The following is a 21728-nucleotide window of genomic DNA, read 5'->3' as shown; positions in this document are numbered from 1 at the left end:
TTATTCGTTCCCTCCCTTAGACACTTCCCCAATCTGGCGTTCGCGCAAAAAATTCAAAAAAGCGACCGCTGCAATTGGAAGTAGGGTCGACTTTAAGCGAATCGAATAAAACTGCCTTTTAAAAGACGCATCAGCAATAGGAACCGCATGCAATAGACCCAAAGCAAGCTCATGTTTCACCGAGGAAGGCGACAGCATCGTAACGCCTAGACCCGCTTCGACCGCCGATTTGACCGCTCCCGTACTGCCCAGCTCCATCACCGTTTGCAGCGCGCGCGGGTCCATGCCTTTGGCCTTCCATTCTTCCTCCATCACCTGCCGCGTGCCCGAGCCTTCTTCACGCAGCACGAAAGGGTACGCCGACGCTTCTTCCAACGTAATCGACGTTCGCTCCGCAAGCGCATGTCCGGTCGGCACGATCAAACGCAGTTCGTCCTGCATCACCGATTCGCTGATGATATCCGGATGCGCGACAGGAGCTTCGACCAAGCCGAAATTCAACGTATGCCGGGCAATCTCGTCCAAAATTTGCGTCGTATTCATCACTTTGAGCGAGATTGCGATATCCGGGTGCTGTCGGCCAAACGGAACCAATAGCGGAGGCAATACATACTCTCCGATTGTGTTGCTTGCCCCGAATTGCAGGCGCCCTTCCAACTTATGCGTAAAACGAGCCATTTCCGTATCCGTTTCCTGCATCAGCTCGATACTGCGTCTGGCAAACGGAATCAGCATGCGTCCCGACTCGGTCAGTTCGATCTTTTTTGTCGACCGGTTGAGCAGCTTCGTTCCAAAATGCTCTTCCAAAGCCTGTACCTGCATGGTAACTGCCGGCTGCGTCATATGCATCGCTGCGGCTGCGGCCGAGAAACTCCCTTTTTCCGCAACCGTATGAAAAATATGCAGCTGGTGAAAATTAAGCGCCATTCCCTCATCCTCCTCACAAAAAAAGCATGAAAATCGAAATTTTCATGCCCGGGCTTATCTATTCGATTGTGGGATATTTCCCGTACGACCGACACCCGTGTTCCACGTTTCGCTCGCTACTTTTTTTTGCGTCCGTTTTTCATCAGCGTCATTCTTCGCGAATGTCGGAGCCAAGAGTAATACGACTTCAAATCGCGCAGCTCAATGGTCTCCGACATTTTGCCAAGAAACGTCACCACGATCATTTTGTGCAGAGGGCCGCCTTCAACTGGATAAGGGCCTGTCAGCTCGCCGAATTCCGCTACAACGACAATATCGTCATCGATCAGATAAACGTCTTCTTCCTTGCGATAATACGGAAGAATTCGCTTGTTTTGCAGACACTCCCACAGCCAGGCTGTAATCTCCTCCGTACTTTTCTGTCCGCTTTCGATCCGATCGCCATAGCGGCTTTTGGCATGATTCGTAATGACGATGTCTGCCACCTTTTTGTCACCGAGAGCGATGAAAAAAGGTTCGTAAGTGCTCCATCGTTCCGTCGCCTTATCCCGCACCGTTTATCACTCTCCAGAGACTCGACTTGGTCTTTTTTATGGCCGTTGCACAAGCTGCGAATCGATCTTTGTTTGAACAATCGATACACTGTGCGTACGCCTTGGTGCATGGATCGGAGGATGCTTAAAAGTACCGGACTCATCAGCATCAAATCAAACCCGTTCCATGCACGATTATGTTGACCATATTGAATCTTTTTGAACCACAGTCAACATAATAGGTCTTTATATCTATGTATATATACCCAATATATTACATCATGCCTCTAAGTTATACAAGCTATTCAAGAAAAGCCAATTGCCACTCGCCCACGGTGCAGAAGAAGCGGCCCGAGCTGGGCCGCTTCTTCTGCTTGTCTCCGCCAATCCGGAATTCAGCCTGACAACGCCTCGGAGTCCGGAAGCTCTACAGAAGCATCCTCCGGCAATTTGCTGCCATAGTCTGTTTTCAGATCAGTCCGATGCGATCTTTCGATTTTGCGTACGTAGGAGAGCCTGCGCATATGTTTCGCCGTTTCTTCTGCCCTGTCGGCATTGAGATAAACGACGGCGTAGTGCATCCGGCGCGATACGTAATGAAGCGTTCCGTATTTCTCCAAATTACGTGCCGCTTTCAGGTCGTTGACCCACACGATATAACCGATACGTTCCGGAACCATGATGCTCGCACCTTCTTTCTGTAAATAACCGGCCGGCATCTTAGCCGCAGCCGCAGGAACCGCCGCTTCCGCAACCCTTTTTGGGTAGCGGATCATTCCCCGGTACCTTGATACTCGAAGAAACCGAATAGGCGATCGTCTCCGACATTTCAAAGAGCAGGTCGTCAAGCGCCTTTTCCGCTTCTTTAAAACGGGAAACGGCCTCGATCTCCTCCATCTCCCGTTCGACGAGCTCGACTTCCTCTTTCGCGGCGTGGAAATTCGGGTGAAAATGTCCGAAACGCTGCGTTTCTTCAAACAATTCTTTTTTGGCGTTCAACTTACCGATGAGACGCCGCACTTCCGGATGCTGTTGCATCGTTTCGCGCCAATATAAATAATCCGCAACTTCGACAGAACCGTTGATCATATCGCCCAATTCATATGCGCTCATGAGCACACAGGCCATGTCGACTGTTTCAATCTCCGATACGCTCATTGTGTCATCCCGCTTCTGTGCTGAAACTCTACCCGTTCCCACCCGGGAAGGGCAGGTACAATTATCATAGCACAACACCGAGCAGGATGTAAGCCTTTAACAGAAGAGGGGAAGGTAGAAGAACTGCCACAATGAGGTCAGAAATACTCCCTATGATTCTAGCTTTTTATCTGCAAGTGAAGCTTCGGCCATCGCAATCAGCAGCGTAGCCGACGCCATCATCGCCTGCTCGTCAAAATCAAAGCGGGGATGATGATGCGGATAAACGAATCCCTTTTCGGAATTACCCGCTCCCACGAGCATGAAGCACCCTGGCCGCTCTTGCAGATAATAAGCAAAGTCTTCGGCAGGCATAAGTGGCGTGGCCGTTTCGATCTTAAAGCCGGGTAACGCCGGCGGTGCGACGCGGAAAAACCGCTCGGCCTCTTCTGCATGATTGACCAGCGCAGGATAGCCGACCAAATATTCCACCTGTGCCGATGCGCCGTAGACTTCCGCGACATGGTTGCTGATCGTCTCGATCCGCTGACGGATCAAAGCGCGCGTGTTTTCGTCAAAAGTACGCACGGTTCCCGTAATCCGTGTTTTCTCCGCCACCACGTTTTGCGCGGTTCCTCCGCTGATCGTTCCGATACTCAAAACGGCTGGACGCAACGGGTCAACCGAGCGGCTGACGACCGTCTGAAGCTGCATGACCAGAGCCGACGCGGCGACGATACTGTCGACCGTCTCATGCGGCATTCCGCCATGCCCTCCACGCCCGGTGATATCAATGAAAAACTCGTCCGTCGAAGCCATCATGGCTCCGGCTACAGACGCTACCGTACCTAGCGGAATCGGAGTCCACAAGTGTACGCCGTACACCGCATCGACTCCTTCAAGCGCTCCGTTTTCGATCATCGGCTTGGCACCGCCCGGACAGACCTCTTCCGAAGCCTGGAACAGCAAGCGAATTTCTCCTTGCAACGATTCCCGACGATCCGCAAAATAACGTGCCACTTCGAGCAATGTCGCCGTATGCCCATCATGTCCGCACGCGTGCATCACCCCTTTGCGCCGGGACGCATATTCCGCTCCGCTTTCTTCCTCGATCGGAAGAGCGTCCATATCAGCCCGTAACGCGATAACTCGACCGGGCGACGCTCCGCGCACCGTGCCGATTAAACCATACCCGCCCAGGCCGGTACGGACTTCGATACCGAAGCTTTCCAGTTTTTCCGCGACAAAAGCCGCCGTCTCGTGCTCTTTATAGGACAATTCGGGATGTCGATGCAGATGCCTCCGCCATTCCACCATGTCCGCAAATCTGCGTTCCACTGTTTCATTCATTGTTTCAGGTCCTTTCAGTTCGGCTTGTCGCCCGCTTGTCTTTCATTGCTAAACGCTTGCTTGATACGCCTTTTCGTCATTGTAGCAAAAAATAAAAGCGTCGCCCACCGTTATGGCAGGTCTTGCACCCCGGTTTCAAAGCGATTATGATGAAAGGTGAAGTTCTAGACGGAAATTCACAGCATCATACACATAAACGGCGCTTTTCGCAGCGGCCGCCGAAGGATTGAACTTACATGAGCACAATTAGAACCAACAAAAGCAGTCAGACAGGCCGCTCAGGCGTCAAAACGAAAGCCAGGCCAACCAAAGCTCCGCCCGATTTTCAATTATTGATTCTGACGTTGATTCTAACCGGTTTTGGTCTGTTGATGGTATTTAGCGCCAGTTCGAGTTTTACGTTGCTTGGAAAAAAATTCGAATATGATCCTTTGTATTTCGCATTGCCTCAACTTCAGTACGCCGTATTAGGTATTTTCGTAATGCTGGTCACGATGATGATTCCGTACAAACGGTACAAAAAATTGTTCGTGCCTATGTTTTTTGTCACTTTTGCGATGCTTATCGTCGTGCTGTTCATGTCTCCGGTAAACGGCGCTCACAGTTGGATCAAAGTAGGCAGCCTGTTCAGTTTCCAACCGACCGAACTGGCGAAGATTACCACAATCCTGTATCTGGCTGCGCTGATTTCCAAAAAAGGAGAACGGTTCCGCGATTTAAAATCCGGCTTCATGCCCGTGATGGTGATCGTGTCCGTCGTCGCCGGATTGGTCATGCTTCAACCCGATTTCGGCTCCTGCATGATTTTGGTACTGGCCTGCTTACTCGTAATCTATGCAGGCGGGGCGAGCATGAAACATATTTTAGGCTCGATGATGATCGTAGCGATCATGCTAAGTTTGTTTCTGGGAGCTAAAACGCTGCTTACGCCGAAAAGTGCCGATGAAGCCAGCGCTAGTTCCAGTTACCGGGTCGATCGGATTCAAGCGTATCTCAATCCGTTCTCCGATCCGAAAGGCTCTACCCAAAACCTGCTGAACTCGCTGATCGCGATCGGCGAAGGCGGCGCGACAGGCGCAGGTTACGGTCAAAGTATTCAGAAACTTTCGTATCTGTCCAATCCGCATAACGACTTTATTTTCGCGATCATCGGCGAAGAATTCGGATTTTTGGGCACAGCGGCATTTTTGCTTCTATACCTGTACTTCCTGTGGAGAGGACTTCTTGTTTCGCTACGCTGCCCGGATATTTTCGGAACGTTGACCGGAGTCGGCATCGTTGGCTTGATCGGAATTCAGGCTTTTATCAATATCGGCGGTGTCACAAACACGATTCCGCTCACGGGCGTAACGTTGCCTTTCATCAGTGCAGGCGGCACGTCCCTGCTCATCACCTTGTTCAGCATGGGTATTCTGCTCAGCATCTCTCGCGATTCGAAAAAGGCAAGTCCGTCGATCAAGCAAGAATCGACGGAAACGGTAAGCGTGCCGGAACGTCGTCCCGCTTTATACCGTTCCCGGTAATCAGATGCTCACCGCGAGCAATGCGTACGATCGCTTGTACCGTTTCTGCGAATCCAAACAAAAAGGTTCTCCCCGATCACATCCGGGAGAACCTTTTTTTGCGTTGAACACCGATTGAGGCCCGACTTGATCTGCTGCCTAGCGGATACGCGAAGGCTCTTCGATCGAAATATCGTCCTTGAAAGCAACGCCTTCGACTTTGACATTCACTTCGACGACTTTCAGTCCAGTCATATTTTCTACGGCTTCACGAACATTCTGCTGAAGCATGCGACAGACTTCATGAATCGGCGTTTCATATAAAACGATGATACGCAGGTCAACCGCCGTTTCCAACTGGCCGACTTCGACGGTCACGCCCTTCTGCACGTTTTTGCCGCTTAGACGCTTCGCCCAGCCTTCCGATAAGCCGCCGGACATCGCAGCGATCCCTGGGGTCTCCAGTGCAGCCATCCCCGCAATTTTAGCTACAACATCATTCGCGATTCGTACATTTCCATTGTCCAATTGCAATTGTTCAGACATGACCATCCCTCCTTACTTCATACCTCTAGTTTAAGGGCTAACCCCCTCACAGCGCAAATGCCGTTTTTGACATTTTTCACTTTGTCGTCTGTAAATCGTTTCATAAGCCATGAAAATGACGTATATTTGGAATGGACCTGTTATATTGACTTTTACATAGCAAGTACGATTTTATTGACGGAGGCCTGACCTTATGAAAAAAATGCTTTCTCCCATCCTGCTTATTCTGACTTTTGCATTGAGCGCAGCGGGACATCTGCTCCATTGGAACCCAACGCTGGAGTTCGCGCTCTCCGCGATCTCGGTCATCTTCGTAGCCGGTTTTCTCGGCAAAGCGACCGAAAGCGTAGCCCATTACGCCGGGCAGCGCTTAGGCGGCTTTCTCAATGCCACGTTCGGTAACGCAGCCGAACTGATCATTGCGATTCTGTTGGTTAAAGAAGGATTGTTCGATATGGTGAAGGCCAGCTTGACCGGGTCGATTATCGGCAACCTGCTGCTGGTGCTCGGTCTGAGCTTGTTTGCCGGCGGACTGAAGTTCAAGGTACAAAAATTCAACGTTCCTCTTGCCGGAATGAACGGTTCGCTGATGATTGTCGCCGTCATTGCTTTATTCGTTCCCGCCGTCTTCCTGAACACGCACTCTATCGAAGGCTTGCAGATCGACACCCTCAGCCTGATCGTTGCCGGGATTCTGATCGTCGCTTATATTGCGTGGCTCGTTTTCTCGATGATTACGCACAAAGACTATTTGGCTGATCCCGTCGAAGCTTCCGCGGTAGGCGCGACAGCGTCACACAATGCGACAACGTCTTCCTCGATAGTAGCGCCCGGCAATGGGCAAACGCCTCCAGCGGAGACTGCGACGGCTGCCCACGACGAACATGCTCCTGCCTGGTCAAAAGGCCGCTCGATCCTTTATCTCGTGATCGCTACCGTCATGGTTGCCTTTGTCAGCGAATGGTTGGTCGGCACGCTGGAGACGTTCACGACTCAATTCGGACTCAGCGAGCTGTTTGTCGGAGCCTTCGTTGTCGCGATCGTCGGCAATGCCGCCGAACACAGTGCTGCAATCATGTTGGCTATGAAAAATAAAATCGGCGCTTCCGTCGAAATTGCCGTGGGCAGCAGCTTGCAAATCTCGTTGTTTGTCGCCCCCGTGCTGATTTTCGTCAGCTTTTTCATGGGTGGCCTGAGCGGGACAATGGATATTGTATTTTCAACCATCGAGATCGTCGCTATCGCTGTATCCGTATTTGTGGCCAAGTCGATTATTCAGGACGGGGAGACCAACTGGTATGAAGGTCTGCTGTTGATCGCCGTCTACATCATTCTCGGCGTCTCGTTCTTCATGGTTCGTTGAATTCGATCTGCAAAAACAGATACAAAAAAAAGCGCGTATGGAGTATAGTCTCCTGCGCGCTTTTGTTATGTCGAAGTCCGAAAGAAGCAACGATCTATTCGCTATTCCTTGTTGTTCAGGGCTTCGTAGAGAACCGCCAAATTGCGTTCCAGCTTGCTCACGATCTGCTTGCCTTCCGACTCGCCGACGAGGCCTGCACGGATTGCAAAATCAACCTGTCTGGAAAAACCGTACATTTGCGTATCCAGCACTTCCTCATAGAGAGGACAGTAGCGGGTCGCCAGATTCTCCATCTGTACTTCTATCAATTTCTCGATTTTATCTGCATCTTCCTGAAGAAGATTGGCTGCCTTGATTTGAAACTGCTCTTGCACATCAGATGAAGTCATATTTTCTCCCCCCTATGCCCGAAAGTGTGGCCGGCGTTTCTAATCTAATATTAGACGAATTTGAAGGGTAATACAAGAACCAGCTAACAAAATGTAAACGCGCACGAGCAAAAGCACCGTCCCGTTTCGCAACGGGAGGTGCTCGGTACGCCGATCGCAACGACCAAGCCCGCCTGATTCGGATCGAATCCGTCGCTTTTCAGCAAAGATTCGCCGGACCTGCCAGCTTTTTCGTAAATGGTCGCCGTACGGGCTTAGAACTCGTTTTTCGCTTATTCGGGCGCGATCACGACGTTCAGATCGTGTTTTTCGAACACTTCAACCATAGCCGCTTTTGCCGCTTCGGCGTCCGGACCGATTACATGCAGCTCATACTGTTGGCTGCTTACCAACGTCGTGAACAATCCGAGGATGCTCTTGACGTCGATGTATTTGTTTTCGGATTGAAGAACGATCGAAGAAGAGTAGCGGGACGCAGTTTGAGCGATTTCAACAACCGCTGCATTGTTTTTAGCCATTATTATCCCTCCGTCTGAGTCTCAAAATGATAACTGGTGCTCACATGTTCCATGATAACTTGTATCCGCTTTCTTATCAACCGTTTTCCGCGTTTCTGAAACCTTTTGCGTGATTTAAAAATTATTTCAAGTTTTCTGGATTCAGACATTCCAGTTCAGGAACAACGAAAATTCCGTCTTTGCGAATCAGTCTGTCGTCGAAATAAATCTCTCCGCCGCCGTACTCGGGGCGTTGAATCAGCACAAGATCCCAGTGGATCGAAGAACGGTTGCCGTTATCCGCGATCTCGTAAGCCTGACCCGGCGTGAAATGCAGGCTGCCTGCGATTTTTTCATCGAACAACGTATCCTTCATCGGCGTCAAGATATACGGATTGAACCCGATCGCGAATTCGCCGATATGGCGAGCGCCTTCGTCCGAATCGAGAATTTTATTGAGCTTTTCCGTATCGTTGGATGTAGCTTCCACGATCTTGCCGTTTTCAAAACGGAACGTTACATTTTCAAAAGTAATGCCGTTATAGACGCTGGCTGCGTTATAGGCGATGGTGCCATTCACGGAATCTCGCACAGGCGCCGTATATACTTCACCATCCGGAATATTAGCCGTGCCCGAGCACTTGATCGCTGGAATATTTTCGATCGAGAACGACAAATCCGTGCCTGGGCTCACGATGCGAACCTTCGATGTTTGGTTCATCAGCGCTTGAAGGGAATCCTGCGCACGATCCATTTTCGCATAATCAAGATTGCAAACGTCGAAGTAGAAATCTTCAAAAGCTTGCGTGCTCATATTCGCCAGCTGCGCCATGCTTGGACTAGGGTAACGCATGACGACCCACTTCGTACGCTTGACGCGCTGTTCGCTATGTACCGGATGGTTGTAGAGCGAATTGTACATCTTCATCTTTTCTTCAGGAACATCCGCCAGTTCGTTCACGTTCTCGCCCGAACGAATGCCGATGTAGCCTTGCATTTGCTTCATGCGATTCAGGTCCGTTTCCGCCCAGGTCCGAATCATGTCTTCTGTCGCATTCATCAGCATCGTGCGTTGCACCATCTTATCGGTCAGCAGCACGAACGGATTGCCGCCCAGCGCCGCGATTTCTTCCACAACAGCCTGAAGCAGGTCGCGCTCAGGTCCAATCATTTCAACCAGAACGTTCTCGCCCGGCTGTACGTTCACGGAATAACCCGCCAGTGTTTTGGCTAACTTCTGTACTCTAGGATCACGCATTCTATCTGTTCCCTCCACGAACAGGTTCCGGTCTCTGGATCGGAATCCCGCTTAAATTGAACGACGGTCAACAAAAAGCACCGCCGATGGCTTTACCATTGTAGCACTTCCCCCGCTTGAAGTCATGATTCGTTGCGGTTCCGATACAGAAAAGACGTTCCGCCCGGCTGTCCAGCCGCATCGGAACGTCTTATTTGCATGGAGAACTTGCATTCATGGGCTGAATCACTCGGCCAATGCCGTATGAATTCGATTCCGACCGCTATGCTTGGCTTGGTACAACGCCATATCCGCCCGGTAAAACAATGATTCCACACTGATGTTCGCGTTATCCTGCGACCATTCCGCTACCCCGCAAGAGACAGTAACCGAAGGTTGTGTGTCCTCTTCCACGAGGCTGCGGATACGCTCAGCTACCAGAAGCGCTTCTGCCAATGTCGTTTCCGGGAAATAGATCGCCAGCTCCTCGCCGCCCCAACGTGCGGATACATCGGTCATGCGTATCGAGCTTTTCATAATGCCGCTGATTTGCTGTAAAATAGAATCCCCGATCTGGTGGCCGTACGTATCGTTGACCTGTTTGAAGCGATCGATATCGATGACCAGCAGCGCGCCTTTGGAACCTTCGAGCTGATGGGCATGGATACGCTCGTCCAGATGGCGCCGTACATGCAGCCCGGTCAGCGTGTCGCGATTGGCCATGCGTTGAAGCTCGGCGTGCAGCGTCGCGTTGCCCACGGCCAACCCGATATGCGTCGACAACATTTGCAGCAGTTTAAAGTTTTCGTAAGAGAAGTAATGATGCTCCCGTTGAGCCAGCAGCACGGCCCCCATGGTCTTGCCGTTCGAAATCAGCGGCGCGGCAATCATGGAACGGGCTTCCGCCAACTCCATGAATCGCGAAGCGACGGAAGATTCCAGATAATCCGAAACAATCAGCGGTTCCTGCGTATGCAGCACCTGTCCCCCGAATCCGTAGTCGCGGCTGAACGATGCGCCTTCAAGATCCGGCAAGCTGCACGCCATCACATCGAAACGCTGCTCTTCCGGATTGTCTTTGACAATGCAGCAATAATCGGCGCGGAAGATACCGACCAATTCCTGGATCGCAAAAGAAAACACGTCGCTGAGCTGCAAATTCTGATTCAAGCGCTTGGTCAGCTCGTTGATCAGCAGCAGTTCGCGAATCAACAGATTGGATTGCTCGTACAGTTTGGCATTCTCGAAAGCTTTGCCTGCCGTATCCGCGACCATGCCGAGCAAACGGGTATCCATTCGCTCAGGCGGCAGATCGAGAATGAAATGGAACACTCCATATACGCCCTGATGTCCCGCAAGCGGAAGCGCAACCTCGATTCTCTCCGGATGCCCAAGATCGGGAATACGTTCGACCTCGACACTTCCTCGCATAAATGCAGTGGTACAGATGTCCCTTTTTCGCTGATCCAATAAAAAGGCCTTCAATTGGGGATTCGTGCTCTGATAATCCTGCGTCATCAACAGCTGGCAGCGCGCAGACGGATGCAGCACAAGCACGATGCGAAGAAGTTCTTCCAGCACACCGTCGACGTTAAATTTGTCATAGAGTCGCCGAACCATCCGGAACAACGCCGAATCGCCGCTCAGCGCCGTTGCTCCGGCTTGTTTGGTGTACAACGTGTCATGAATAAACGAATACTCCAGCCGCTGATAAAAGCAGGTACGAAAATGAGCGCCACCCATCTCGACAAGACGCAACATACTGGCTGCTTCGGCTTCCGGAACCGAGCAACCTAGCACAGCGAATACATCTCCGCCGCTTCGCGTGAAGATCGGAACTGCCAATGTCGCACGGCCTCGTAAATACTCACTTTCATGATGTTCCGGCGGAACCGCGACCGATTCTCGGCGCGCAAGGGACATCCATCCGGCATGCCGGGGTTCTTTTTTCAACTGGAGAATCAAATTCGGATCGCCGGCCGCGGCTTCCCCTTCATGGCTAAATAAAAACCATTCCACCTGAGGGTCCCGCAAAAATCCGGCATTCTGCTCCTGCCAATCTGCAAAGCTTTCTCGAAGCAAAGCTTCTATATAAGGAAAATCGGCTGTGCCGATGTCTACCGACTGAATCCAGAAAGATGGATCTTCGCGGGAAATGACAGGAAACAACGCTTCACCGATTTCATCGCGCCGAATTTCTTCCACGGGGTTCTTCCCTGTGCGTTCGGACATAACTTCTCTCCTTTGCCGAAAACAATACCTACTGGCATAGGAGGATATTTTCAAATCGGCTTTCTTTCGAAATTTGAAAACACCCCCTAGTGCAAAGCCCGGTTTTTTGCAAAAAAGGAAGCTGCAAAAGCCGGGCTGGAATATTAGTAAAAATACCTCCTTCCTATATTACTCTTTTCGCCCCAGTTTTGCATCTTATTTTTCACTATTTCTACTCTTTATTGGGCCTTTCGGCTCAAGACGGTTATTCTTTCATTCATTAGATTTTTCTTTTCTTTTTAGTCTTGACTCCTTCTTGTTTATCCTATAAAATTTAACGATGTATGAACGCCGGATACCTACGTATCCGGGTGTAACGGTGCGTCACCCTCACGCGTTTTGTTGCTATCGGGACAGCGGCTGAACTCTCCCGATATGAGTACGCTGATTCGTTTCTTCTATAAGATAGAGAAGCGTCTCCGGCCTGCGTACGCGAAACAAAATACGGCGCACACGCTTCCCCGGTCATTACACATGACAAAGGAGTTTTTCCAATATGGCACGTTATACAGGTCCTAAATTCAAACTCAGCCGCCGCCTCGGTATTTCCCTGAGCGGTAACGGCAAAGATCTCAAGCGCAACTTCCCTCCGGGTCAACACGGCGCTAACCAACGCAGAAAACAAAGCAACTACGGCATGCAGCTTCAAGAAAAGCAAAAGCTGCGCCACATGTACGGTCTGGGCGAGAAGCAATTCCGCACACTGTTCGCAAAAGCGCAAAAAATGCAAGGTATCGCCGGCGAGAACTTCATGTTCCTGCTGGAAAGCCGTCTGGACAACCTCGTTTACCGTCTGGGCTTCGCTAACTCCCGCGCAGGCGCGCGTCAGTTGGTTGCTCACGGTCACGTAACGGTTAACGGTAAAAAAGTCGATATCGCTTCTTACGCTGTAAGCCTTGGCGACGTAATCGGTCTTCGTGAAAAAAGCCGTGGCCTGTCTTCGATCAAAGAAGCTCTGGAAAACCGCAATCACGTACCAGGTTATGTTGAGTACAATGAAGCGGCTCTGGAAGGTAAATACCTTCGTTTGCCTGAGCGCGCAGAATTGTCGCAAGAAATCGATGAAAAGCAAATCGTCGAATTCTACAACCGTTAATCGCAAGTCCTCTAAATACCCGCAAGCTTCGTGCTTGCGGGTATTTTTTATATCCGGTAGCTTTGCATGTAACTTGGGCAAGCTACCCGCTTCTTTTCCGGCGTTTTTTTTCCCGGTCTGCATAAATCCCTCCTTCTTAGGCCCTCCTCCCCATTTCATATGCTGTTTTTCTTGTTTTTGTGCTATAATAAGCCCTGTCCAAAAGGAGGAAGATACGCCAATGGCTGATGAGAACAAAAAGCCCAAAAGTAAACCTCCCGTCAAGAAAAGATCTTTTTTCCGCAAAACGCTGACCTTCTTTAAATGGGTCATTATTCTCGGTTTTGCAGCGGTTCTTTTCGGAGGAGGCGCGGCAACGGGGTATATCACCTCTATACTCAAAGACGAGCCGGTGCGCACTCGAGCATCTATTGAACAGGCCATCGATGAGAACGCGATTACGGGCTTCGCTTATTTTCGGGACAGCTCCCCGATCGGTCAACTTCGTACTGACGAAGATCGCAGGCCGGTCGTTTACGACCAGATTCCAAAAAGCGTCATTGATGCACTGGTTTCGATCGAAGACAAAAGCTTTTACGAGCATCCCGGCATTGATACCAAGGGTACGCTTCGCGCCGTTAAGCAGAAGCTGCTCAACGAACCGGTACAGACCGGCGGCAGTACGCTCACCCAACAGCTTGCGCGCCGGGTATTCTTAAGTCTGGATAAGACCAATGATCGAAAGATCAAGGAAATTCTACTGTCTCTGCGTATGGAAAGGTTCTTGTCCAAGGAAGAGATTATGACGGCTTATCTGAATAAAATGCCGTTTGGCAAAGGCTCCGCAGGCTACAACCTGTTTGGCGTGAAAGCAGCAGCCAAAGGCATCTTTGGCTTGAGTGATCCCTCGCAGCTTAATCTGGCCCAAGCGGCTTACCTGTCAGGACTTCCTCAGCTTCCAACTACGTATTCCGCTTTTGATAGCCAGGGTAAGTTTAATGAAAAAGGCTTCAAAAATGCGGTCAGCCGCCAGCATCGCGTTTTGGAAAATATGCTGGAGGACGGCAAAATCACGCAAAGCGAGCATGATGAAGCACTGGAGTTCGATCTGCAAAGCTCTTTGGCCGGTCAAACTCCGAAAGCGTATGCGACTTATCCGTATCTGATGGCGGAAGTCGAACGCGAAGCGACCAAGATCATTATGACGTTGCAAAATCCAAGCGGTGATGAAACGTCCAGCGAAGGCACTTCTTCCTATGAAGCCGCCAATCAAATGCTGTTGACCGGCGGTTATCGCGTATATACGACGATCGACCGGGATATCTACAAAACGATGCGCAGTGTGGCGGAAAACCCGTCCAATTTCGGCGCAGCCGATCCAGGCGGATTGCCTCAGCAGCTCGCCGCAAGCCTGGTTGATCAAAAAACGGGCGCGGTCATCGGCATGATCGAAGGACGCAGCTTCAGCACGCTGGAGATGAACCTGTCCACTCAGATGAAACGCCAACCGGGTTCGACGATGAAGCCGATTGCCGCTTATTTGCCTGCGCTGGATAGCGGACTGATTCAACCGGCGGGGGTCGTGGACGACGCGCCGATCATTTTGCAGACCGGATCGACGTACCATATCCCGAAAAACGCCAACGGGCGTTATCAAGGACTGGTCACCGCGCGTTACGCGCTCAACCAATCGTTGAATATTCCGGCGCTCAAGCTGTTCAACGAGAAAGTCGGGATCGATAAAGCCTGGGCATTCGCCAAAAAACTAGGCATCACGACGATTACCGATACCGACTACAAAGCGCAAACCGGCGTGCTCGGCGGTATGAGCCAAGGCGTAACCGTCAAGGAATTGACAGGTGCCTACGCCTCCATTGGCAACGGCGGCGAATTCAACGAGACTTATATGATTGAGAAGATCGTAGATTCCAAAGGCAATATCGTGTACAAACACCAAGTGAATCCAAGTCGAGTATTTTCTGAACAAACCGCTTACCTGATGACCGACATGCTGGAAAGCGTAGTCAGCGACGGAACAGGTAATGCACGCGGCAGCAGTATCCCCCAAATGTTTAATCAATACGGGAACATTGCTGTAGCGGGCAAAACAGGTTCGACCCAAGATTACGGCGATGTATGGTTCATGGGCTTTACGCCCGATGTGACACTTGGCGTCTGGGCTGGCTACAATGAGCCGGTGAACACGATGAATGACGACAAAGGGCGCGCACGTATACTATGGGCGACGATCATGAACGAATTGACGGCCTCGCGTCCGGAGTTGTTCCCAACCAAGACGTTTACAGAGCCGGAAGGCATTGTAACCAAGACCGTTTCAGGATTCAGCGGCAAATTGCCAACGGAACTAACGGTTCAATCGGGCAAGCTCGTCACGGATATTTTTAATGAAAAATATGTGCCGACCGATTACGACGACGGTCTCGTCAATGCCAAATACATCGTCTATAACGGCGTTAACTATGTCCCTCACCCGGAAACGCCGGACGATATGGTTTTGCAGAAAGTAACGGTTAACCGCGAGAAACCGATCAACGAATTGATTATCGAACTCAAAAACGCTTTGTCCAAAATGAGCAATGCCCAACCGCTGGATTACTATATTCCAGCCGATGCGGGTGTCGACATGCCAAAGGAAGTCGATCCGCGCAATGACGACGGCTCTGCCCCTTCCGCTCCGGTCAATGTGTGGATGAACAACGCCGGAACGGCGATCGCGTTCACGGCCAATTGGGAAAGCGACGTTGTCGGTTATCGCCTGTATAGTTCGTGGGACGGCGGCGGCTCATTCCAATACGCCGGAGCCGTTCGAACCGGAGATTTCTTGCAATTCCAGATCTCTCCAAGCTCCGCGATTCATTACGTGGTCGCCGTCGATGTAGCCGGCAATGAATCGGCCCCGAGCCGAACGGTAGGAGCCGTATACAGTCCTCCGCCTTCAACGAACGAAAATACGGAGGTGCCTGAAGATCAACCGGTTGTCGAAGGAACCGTAGTTCCGAACGAACCTGTAGAAGATCCGGCGGCAGACAGCGAGGCGACGGATCAGGAAGAAGGACAACCGATCGGCGAACTTGGCGGCGGAAGCAGCGAACAGCCCGAGCCGCCTGTCGAAACCCCGGTTGAAGAAACGCCTCCGGCCGCCGTGACGGCTCCGGTAGCTCCTGAGCAACCTCAGGGCAGCGCTTCGGCTTCCGGTGTTCAGTTAAGCTGGAAAGCCTCGGAAGGCGCTACGTCTTACACGATTTATTACAGCGCGGCAGCCGACGGTCCATTCACGGCAATCGGAACTTCTGCTTCGGCTTCGTTTACGTACACGGCTCAAGCACCGTTTGAAGCTTTCTTCAAAATCTCGGCTTCCAACGAAGCCGGTGAATCGCCGCAGTCGCAGACTTTGCACTCGGCAAGCCAATAAGAGTCATCGCGCTGGAAAAAGGATCGGCACTTTTCTTTTCCGCCAAGCGTAAGATTTGATTTCATGAAAAAAGGCTGTTCCTTCACCGACGTTCGGTGCTGGAACAGCCTTTTTCTTTTCAAACCGAATCGTCAGCCCAATCTTTCAACATGGCTGCCACGATTGCGACAGAAGTAATCGAAAACACTTGGGTAAAAGCCTCAAAGCTATCCGGGGCCTCGCCGTTTGCCTTGTCCGACATTGAACGAATAATGACATGCGGCAACTGGTTCATCCGGCAAACAACGACCTCCAGGCCCTTCAAACGGCCCTGCTATTCATTCGGAATGGTCTAGTCGTTTACACGAGCAACAGACAGACGGAGAATCGTTTCATGCGGCAGGATAACCTGAGCGTTTTCCACGTTTTCCTTTTTCATGAGCTTGGTCAACAGACGCATGGCCACCGCACCGATATCATACATCGGTTGAGCAACGGTTGTCAGCTGAGGACGCACCATCGAAGCCATATGAATATTGTCGACGCTGATGATGGAGAAGTCATCCGGAACTTTGTACCCTTCGTCCTGAATGCTATGAATCGCACCGATTGCCATTTCGTCTGTCGCTGCGAAGATCGCAGTTGGCTTATGCTTGAGGCCGAGGAAATACTTCATCGCTTCCACACCGGACTCGTAACGGTAATTGCCGATCCGAACCAGGTCTTCCTGATACTCGATACCCGCAGTTTCCAGCGCGCGCTTGTATCCTTGGAAACGGGAGTAACCGTTTGCCGGATCTTGCAGCGTACCGCTGATCATCGCGATTTCACGGTGCCCATGACGCACAAGCGTGCTTACTGCATCAAATGCAGCCGCTTCGTGATCGATGTCGACGGACGGAATCGTACCGTTTTCATCTTTGGTCGCGCAAAGAACGATCGGCACGGATGCCGTCTGGAACGCTTGAACATGATCTTCGGTGATCGTTCCGCCCATGAACAGCAGACCGTCCACTTGCTTTTCAAGCAACGTATTGATGACGCGAATTTCTTTGTCTTTCTTTTTGTCGGCATTACATAAAATAATATTGTAATGGTACATGTTGGCGATATCTTCGATGCCGCGTGCGATTTCAGCGAAAATCGAGTTCGAAATATCAGGAATGACTACACCGACCGTTGTCGTCTTCTTGCTTGCCAGACCGCGTGCAACCGCATTCGGACGATAGCCGAGACGCTCAATCGCCTCGTATACCTTTTTGCGGGTTTGCGGCTTTACGTTAGGGTTGTTGTTTACGACCCGGGAAACGGTGGCCATCGAGACTCCCGCTTCACGCGCCACATCATAAATAGTTACCGTCACATCTTTTCTCTCCATTGCCAGTAAATTTTTCAATCAGGTTTCAATGAATTACTTTCAAGCTTTCATTAGTACCATGATACGATAAATTTGCTTGGTGCGCAATGTTAACGCTTCACTTTTTTCCAAAAAAGGCGACTGTCCTAGGACAGTGCCTCTTGCAAAGATGCAGACGTAATCCGCGAATGTGAAGTGTTCCAGACCGCACGGCCATCTTTCAGCAAGATCGCTTGCGGAGAAGCGTGCTCCACGCCAAGACGATCCGCCGCTTCCAGCGATACTGGGCGGTCCTCAACAACATGAATCAGAACGTAGGAAGCTTCCTCGTTGGGCGATCCTTCCAGATAACGCTTTGCTTCCGCGTAAGCTCCTGCGCTGATTGGGCAACGCGTACTGTGTTTGAACAGCAACACCGGCTTCTTTTCCGACTCGCGGATGGCGGCCTCCAGCTCTTCACTGGTCGTAATTTGCGTGAAAGTGCTCATGAGCCAGTCTCCTTTCCATTTTGCGACAGTTTCGGATACAAGTACGTGATATCAGCCTTGCTTCCCATATCAAATTTCAGTGTAACAATCAGGCAAAACGAAGTCAAAAAAACGCGTTTTGCCTTTTCTTTTCATGCCGGGGAAAAACGGGCTTTCTGTCCGTTGACGGACGTTTGTTCCGTGAGCTGAGCCAGACGCGCCTCGATCTCTTCCATCCAGGAACGATCGCCAACATCATTCGCGCAATGGTATAAATCCAGCAAAGTATTGATACGCGCTGCACAGTTTTCTTTGACTTCTACCTCAAGAGCATCCTTGGTGTCGACTTCGCTACAGGTAAAGATCGTATACACGATGTGGGCCAGCTCATTAAAATCCGTGTAATCCAAGCCGTACGGCTCTCCGTCAAGCGGCAGGTCCCGCAGCAGCGCGCCCATGTCGCCTTTAAGCTGCGGAAGGATCTGTTCATGTTCGCATTTCGGGCAAATCAGAACCGGCACGTTGTCGATGCTGACATGCTTTTTGTAATCGACGAGCCGAAAATCCAGATCGTATCTTTGTCCGCAGTTGCAATGTTCCAGCATCCAACAATCCCTCCAACATTGATAGTTTGCACCTCATCCTAGGACGTAAAGGCCGAGAAAATACGAAAGGAACATGGTTAATAAGATCTATTGCAATAGATTCGCTATGGCTTACGCAAATTCCTGCTTGTTTTCCAAATTAATTAAGCGCTTTCAAAAAATATTCTTGATCTCTTTTTTCTTCGTTTTGCAGACATCCCGACAGACTGCTACAATGGTAAAGGTTACGGATTAATCTTTTTAAATCACTTGCCTATCAGGGAAAGGAACGGTGAATATGCGTCTCAACGGAAAAAAAGTCATTGCTTTGGTGGATGAGGAATTCGAAGATTTGGAGTTGTGGTATCCAATCTACCGGGTACGTGAAGAAGGCGCCGAAGTTCATCTGGCCGGAGCTGAAAAAGGAAAAACGTATATCGGGAAGTATGGCGTGCCTGCTACGACAGATTACGCTTTCGACGAATTGGACAGCGCGGATTACGACGGAATTTTAGTTCCCGGCGGATGGGCCCCCGACAAGCTTCGCCGTTATCCGAAAGTATTGGAATTGGTTCGCGAGCTTCATGAAGCCAAAAAGCCGATCGGGCAAATCTGCCACGCCGGCTGGGTGCTTGTGTCCGCTAAAATTCTCGACGGCGTAACGGTCACTTCCACGCCAGGGATTCGCGACGATATGGAAAATGCCGGCGCGATCTGGAAAGACGAAGCGGTCGTGACGGACGGGCATATCATTTCCGCGCGGAGACCGCCGGATCTGCCTCCTTACGGCGTCGCTTTTTGTGACGCGTTAGCGGGGGAGTAACATTATCAAAAGCGTCCTTTTTTGAAAGGGCGCTTGGGATATTGCCGGAGTTCCTATTCGTGGGGGAAGCTTGGGGCGCTGCGGGAGAAATTCGTTCAATTCGCTGTCTCACTCGGAAAATGGATTGGATTGGAATAAGGAATTTCCCGAGTTCAAAGGCGTCTTGAACTGAATTTCTCCCTCCGCTTAGGCTTCTCGCCGGAATAAGAACCTGCGGATATGCCTGCGCCCTTTCAAAGGGCGCTTTTTTTGTGGGGAGTTTTAGTGGGAAGGGAAAGAAAAAAACAGGGAAGGCGAACCGAAGTGTTCGCCTTCCCTGTTTTGGATTTCATCTTCATTTGATCGTTTTTTGCAAATAAGTACGTTTATCCACTTATTTCGTTCAACTTGTGTCGGTTCGAGTAACTGCATACTGGCACTTATTCGATGGCCGCTCGCTTCGGCAACTTCGATCATGCAATTCTACAACCCGCGTTATTTGCCAGATCTCCAAGTCGTACGCTTAAGGGCTCACGGGAGTGACGAAATCGGATAGGAGACGTTCGATTTCGCCGGAGCGGGTGAGACGGAAGCTTTGGCGGCCGGTTTCGCGAGCCGATGAAGCGGTTGTGTTCAGGACACGGTGTTTGACGCGCAAAAGGGACTGGGGAGACATGCTGAGCTTGCGGATGCCCAGTTCCAGCCAGATCGGGATTGCGCGTTCGTCGCCCGCCAGTTCGCCGCAGACGCTGACTTCGATGCCGCGGTCCCGGGCGGCGTTGGCAGTCATGCGCAGCATGCGTAGAACGGCGGGGTGAAACGGGTGATACATATGTGCGATCTGTTCGTTCATTCGGTCAACGGCCAGGACGTATTGGACCAGATCGTTGGTTCCGATACTGAAGAAATCGACCTCTTCCGCCAACAGATCGGCGATCGCGGCAGCGGCCGGAACTTCGATCATGATGCCGACGGAAAGATCGGGATCGTAAGCTTCGCCCCGCTCGTCGAGTTGGGTCATCGCTTTGCGCAACAGTTCTTTGGCTTGCCGTACTTCGTCGACGGAAGAAATCATCGGGAACAACACGCGGACTTCGCCGAACGCGCTGGCTTTCAAGATCGCCCGGAGTTGGGTCAGGAAAATGTCCGGGCGGTCCAGGCAGATACGAATGGCGCGATAGCCCAGGAACGGATTATCTTCTTCCGGCAAAGCAAAGTAGTCAAGCTGCTTGTCCCCGCCGATATCCAGCGTGCGGATCACGACCGGATGGCCGGCTGCGCGCTCCGCGATGCGGCGGTAAATATCGAACTGTTCGTCTTCGGTCGGGAATTCGGAACGGTCCATGTATAGGAATTCCGTGCGGAACAAGCCGACGCCTTTGGCTCCGTGCTTTATCGACGTTTCCAATTCTTTGAACGAGCTGATATTGGCCGCCAGCGTCAACTGCTCGCCGTCGCGCGTGACCGCATCGACTTCGGCCAGCAGCTGAAGCTGTTCTTTTTTCCGCTGAAGCTTCAGACGTTTTTCTTCGTACACGCGTTGGGTTTCTTGATCGGGATCAATAAACAGCTTGCCTTCGTCTCCGTCGATCACCAGCAATTCGCCCGTTTGGAATGCTTCTTCGCGCTTGCCTTCAAGCCCGGCGACAAGCGGAATCCCGATTGCGCGCGCCATGATCGCCGAATGCGAAGTTTTACCGCCAATCAGCGTCACGATCCCCAACACATGGTTCGGATTGAGATGCACAAGCTGAGACGGCGACAGTTCTTTGGCAACTAAAATGTAAGGCTGCGTATCGGAAGGAAGCTTGATCTCCGGCGCGCCCAAAAGATGCTTTAGCAAACGATTGCCCACATCCTTGATATCCGCGGCACGTTCCTTCATGTATTCATCGTCAAGCAGATCGAACATGGTAACGAAGTGATCGATCGCTTCCTTGACCGCCACTTCCGCTGCTTTGTATTGCCGTTCGATGATTCCTCTGATTTCACTCATGAATACCGGATCTTCCAAAATGGCCAAATGGGCATCGAAAATACTCGATTCTTCCGGTCCTACCATTTCTTTAACTTCTTTTTTCATATCTTCGATCTCGCAGCGGGATGTGCGGATACCCTCAGTCAGACGTTCGAATTCGCGTGTCAGATCGACAACGTCCATCTTCTGGTCCGGGATATCCCACTCCCATGTCGGCAGAACGAACGCTCTCCCAATCGCTACGCCAGGTGCGGCCCCGATACAGGTAATCATCGTCCTCCCCCTCCCGTTTCTCTGTGTT

Annotated in this window: 20 protein-coding genes; 5 read left to right on the top strand and 15 right to left on the bottom strand. The window is 51.1% G+C overall.

Going from position 1 to position 21728, the window contains the following annotated elements:
* The 5 genes from WKI47_RS10780 to WKI47_RS10760 all read right to left on the bottom strand — a co-directional run bounded on the left by WKI47_RS10780 (window position 1) and on the right by WKI47_RS10760 (window position 3947).
* Window positions 1-927 carry a selenium metabolism-associated LysR family transcriptional regulator gene (locus tag WKI47_RS10780; RefSeq protein ID WP_340227132.1) on the bottom strand — a complete coding sequence of 309 codons (927 nt, stop codon included), beginning with the start codon at window positions 925-927 and terminating at the stop codon, window positions 1-3.
* 116 nt (window positions 928-1043) lie between these two features.
* Window positions 1044-1481, bottom strand: a complete 438-nt coding sequence (locus WKI47_RS10775; protein ID WP_340227131.1) for a hypothetical protein — start codon at window positions 1479-1481, stop codon at window positions 1044-1046.
* A gap of 374 nt (window positions 1482-1855) precedes the next feature.
* Window positions 1856-2140 carry a YlbG family protein gene (locus WKI47_RS10770; RefSeq protein WP_340227130.1) on the bottom strand — a complete coding sequence of 95 codons (285 nt, stop codon included), beginning with the start codon at window positions 2138-2140 and terminating at the stop codon, window positions 1856-1858.
* A 40-nt stretch (window positions 2141-2180) separates the two neighbouring features.
* Window positions 2181-2618, bottom strand: coding sequence for a YlbF family regulator (locus WKI47_RS10765; protein ID WP_340227129.1), 438 nt, complete (start codon window positions 2616-2618; stop codon window positions 2181-2183).
* A 150-nt stretch (window positions 2619-2768) separates the two neighbouring features.
* Window positions 2769-3947, bottom strand: a complete 1179-nt coding sequence (locus tag WKI47_RS10760; protein ID WP_340227128.1) for a M20 family metallopeptidase — start codon at window positions 3945-3947, stop codon at window positions 2769-2771.
* 236 nt (window positions 3948-4183) lie between these two features.
* On the opposite strand from WKI47_RS10760, the gene ftsW reads away from it, so the two are divergent.
* Window positions 4184-5470 carry a putative lipid II flippase FtsW gene (ftsW, locus tag WKI47_RS10755; protein ID WP_340227127.1) on the top strand — a complete coding sequence of 429 codons (1287 nt, stop codon included), beginning with the start codon at window positions 4184-4186 and terminating at the stop codon, window positions 5468-5470.
* A gap of 138 nt (window positions 5471-5608) precedes the next feature.
* Here the strand turns inward: ftsW and WKI47_RS10750 are convergent, their stop codons facing one another.
* Window positions 5609-5995 carry an Asp23/Gls24 family envelope stress response protein gene (locus WKI47_RS10750; RefSeq protein ID WP_340227126.1) on the bottom strand — a complete coding sequence of 129 codons (387 nt, stop codon included), beginning with the start codon at window positions 5993-5995 and terminating at the stop codon, window positions 5609-5611.
* Window positions 5996-6188: 193 nt separating this feature from the next.
* On the opposite strand from WKI47_RS10750, the gene cax reads away from it, so the two are divergent.
* Window positions 6189-7358, top strand: coding sequence for a calcium/proton exchanger (cax, locus tag WKI47_RS10745; RefSeq protein ID WP_340227125.1), 1170 nt, complete (start codon window positions 6189-6191; stop codon window positions 7356-7358).
* 101 nt (window positions 7359-7459) lie between these two features.
* On the opposite strand, the gene WKI47_RS10740 is transcribed toward cax, so the two are convergent.
* The 4 genes from WKI47_RS10740 to WKI47_RS10725 form a co-directional block, all read right to left on the bottom strand.
* The gene (locus tag WKI47_RS10740) at window positions 7460-7747 is read right to left on the bottom strand and encodes a YlaN family protein (protein WP_037289645.1); all 288 of its coding nucleotides are present in this window, start codon (window positions 7745-7747) and stop codon (window positions 7460-7462) included.
* A gap of 272 nt (window positions 7748-8019) precedes the next feature.
* Window positions 8020-8265, bottom strand: coding sequence for an HPr family phosphocarrier protein (locus tag WKI47_RS10735; RefSeq protein ID WP_340227124.1), 246 nt, complete (start codon window positions 8263-8265; stop codon window positions 8020-8022).
* Between the two features lie 121 nt (window positions 8266-8386).
* A complete protein-coding gene (locus tag WKI47_RS10730; protein WP_340227123.1) occupies window positions 8387-9502 on the bottom strand; it encodes an aminopeptidase in 1116 nt (371 codons plus the stop codon).
* A 225-nt stretch (window positions 9503-9727) separates the two neighbouring features.
* Window positions 9728-11713 (bottom strand): sensor domain-containing diguanylate cyclase, encoded by a 1986-nt coding sequence (locus WKI47_RS10725; RefSeq protein ID WP_340227122.1) that lies wholly within the window; start codon window positions 11711-11713, stop codon window positions 9728-9730.
* A gap of 535 nt (window positions 11714-12248) precedes the next feature.
* Between WKI47_RS10725 and rpsD the strand changes: the two genes are divergently transcribed.
* Both rpsD and WKI47_RS10715 read left to right on the top strand, forming a co-directional pair.
* Window positions 12249-12848, top strand: a complete 600-nt coding sequence (rpsD, locus tag WKI47_RS10720; protein WP_037289653.1) for a 30S ribosomal protein S4 — start codon at window positions 12249-12251, stop codon at window positions 12846-12848.
* Window positions 12849-13068: 220 nt separating this feature from the next.
* Window positions 13069-16260, top strand: a complete 3192-nt coding sequence (locus WKI47_RS10715; protein WP_340227121.1) for a transglycosylase domain-containing protein — start codon at window positions 13069-13071, stop codon at window positions 16258-16260.
* Between the two features lie 118 nt (window positions 16261-16378).
* On the opposite strand, the gene WKI47_RS10710 is transcribed toward WKI47_RS10715, so the two are convergent.
* The 4 genes from WKI47_RS10710 to WKI47_RS10695 form a co-directional block, all read right to left on the bottom strand.
* Window positions 16379-16534, bottom strand: coding sequence for a hypothetical protein (locus WKI47_RS10710; protein ID WP_340227120.1), 156 nt, complete (start codon window positions 16532-16534; stop codon window positions 16379-16381).
* Between the two features lie 57 nt (window positions 16535-16591).
* Window positions 16592-17602, bottom strand: coding sequence for a catabolite control protein A (gene ccpA / locus WKI47_RS10705; RefSeq protein ID WP_340227119.1), 1011 nt, complete (start codon window positions 17600-17602; stop codon window positions 16592-16594).
* 140 nt (window positions 17603-17742) lie between these two features.
* A complete protein-coding gene (gene ytxJ / locus WKI47_RS10700; RefSeq protein ID WP_340227118.1) occupies window positions 17743-18084 on the bottom strand; it encodes a bacillithiol system redox-active protein YtxJ in 342 nt (113 codons plus the stop codon).
* A gap of 131 nt (window positions 18085-18215) precedes the next feature.
* Complete coding sequence (locus tag WKI47_RS10695) at window positions 18216-18668, bottom strand: hypothetical protein (protein WP_340227117.1); 453 nt, start codon at window positions 18666-18668, stop codon at window positions 18216-18218.
* A gap of 277 nt (window positions 18669-18945) precedes the next feature.
* On the opposite strand from WKI47_RS10695, the gene WKI47_RS10690 reads away from it, so the two are divergent.
* The gene (locus tag WKI47_RS10690) at window positions 18946-19470 is read left to right on the top strand and encodes a type 1 glutamine amidotransferase domain-containing protein (protein WP_340227116.1); all 525 of its coding nucleotides are present in this window, start codon (window positions 18946-18948) and stop codon (window positions 19468-19470) included.
* Between the two features lie 502 nt (window positions 19471-19972).
* Here the strand turns inward: WKI47_RS10690 and ptsP are convergent.
* Complete coding sequence (gene ptsP / locus WKI47_RS10685; protein ID WP_340227115.1) at window positions 19973-21700, bottom strand: phosphoenolpyruvate--protein phosphotransferase; 1728 nt, start codon at window positions 21698-21700, stop codon at window positions 19973-19975.
* Between the last annotated feature and the right edge of the window lie 28 nt (window positions 21701-21728).

Source organism: Saccharibacillus sacchari, assembly GCF_037722395.1.
GTDB classification, from domain to species: Bacteria; Bacillota; Bacilli; order Paenibacillales; family Paenibacillaceae; genus Saccharibacillus; species Saccharibacillus sacchari_A.
This window is presented reverse-complemented; position numbering and strand designations above follow the sequence as displayed.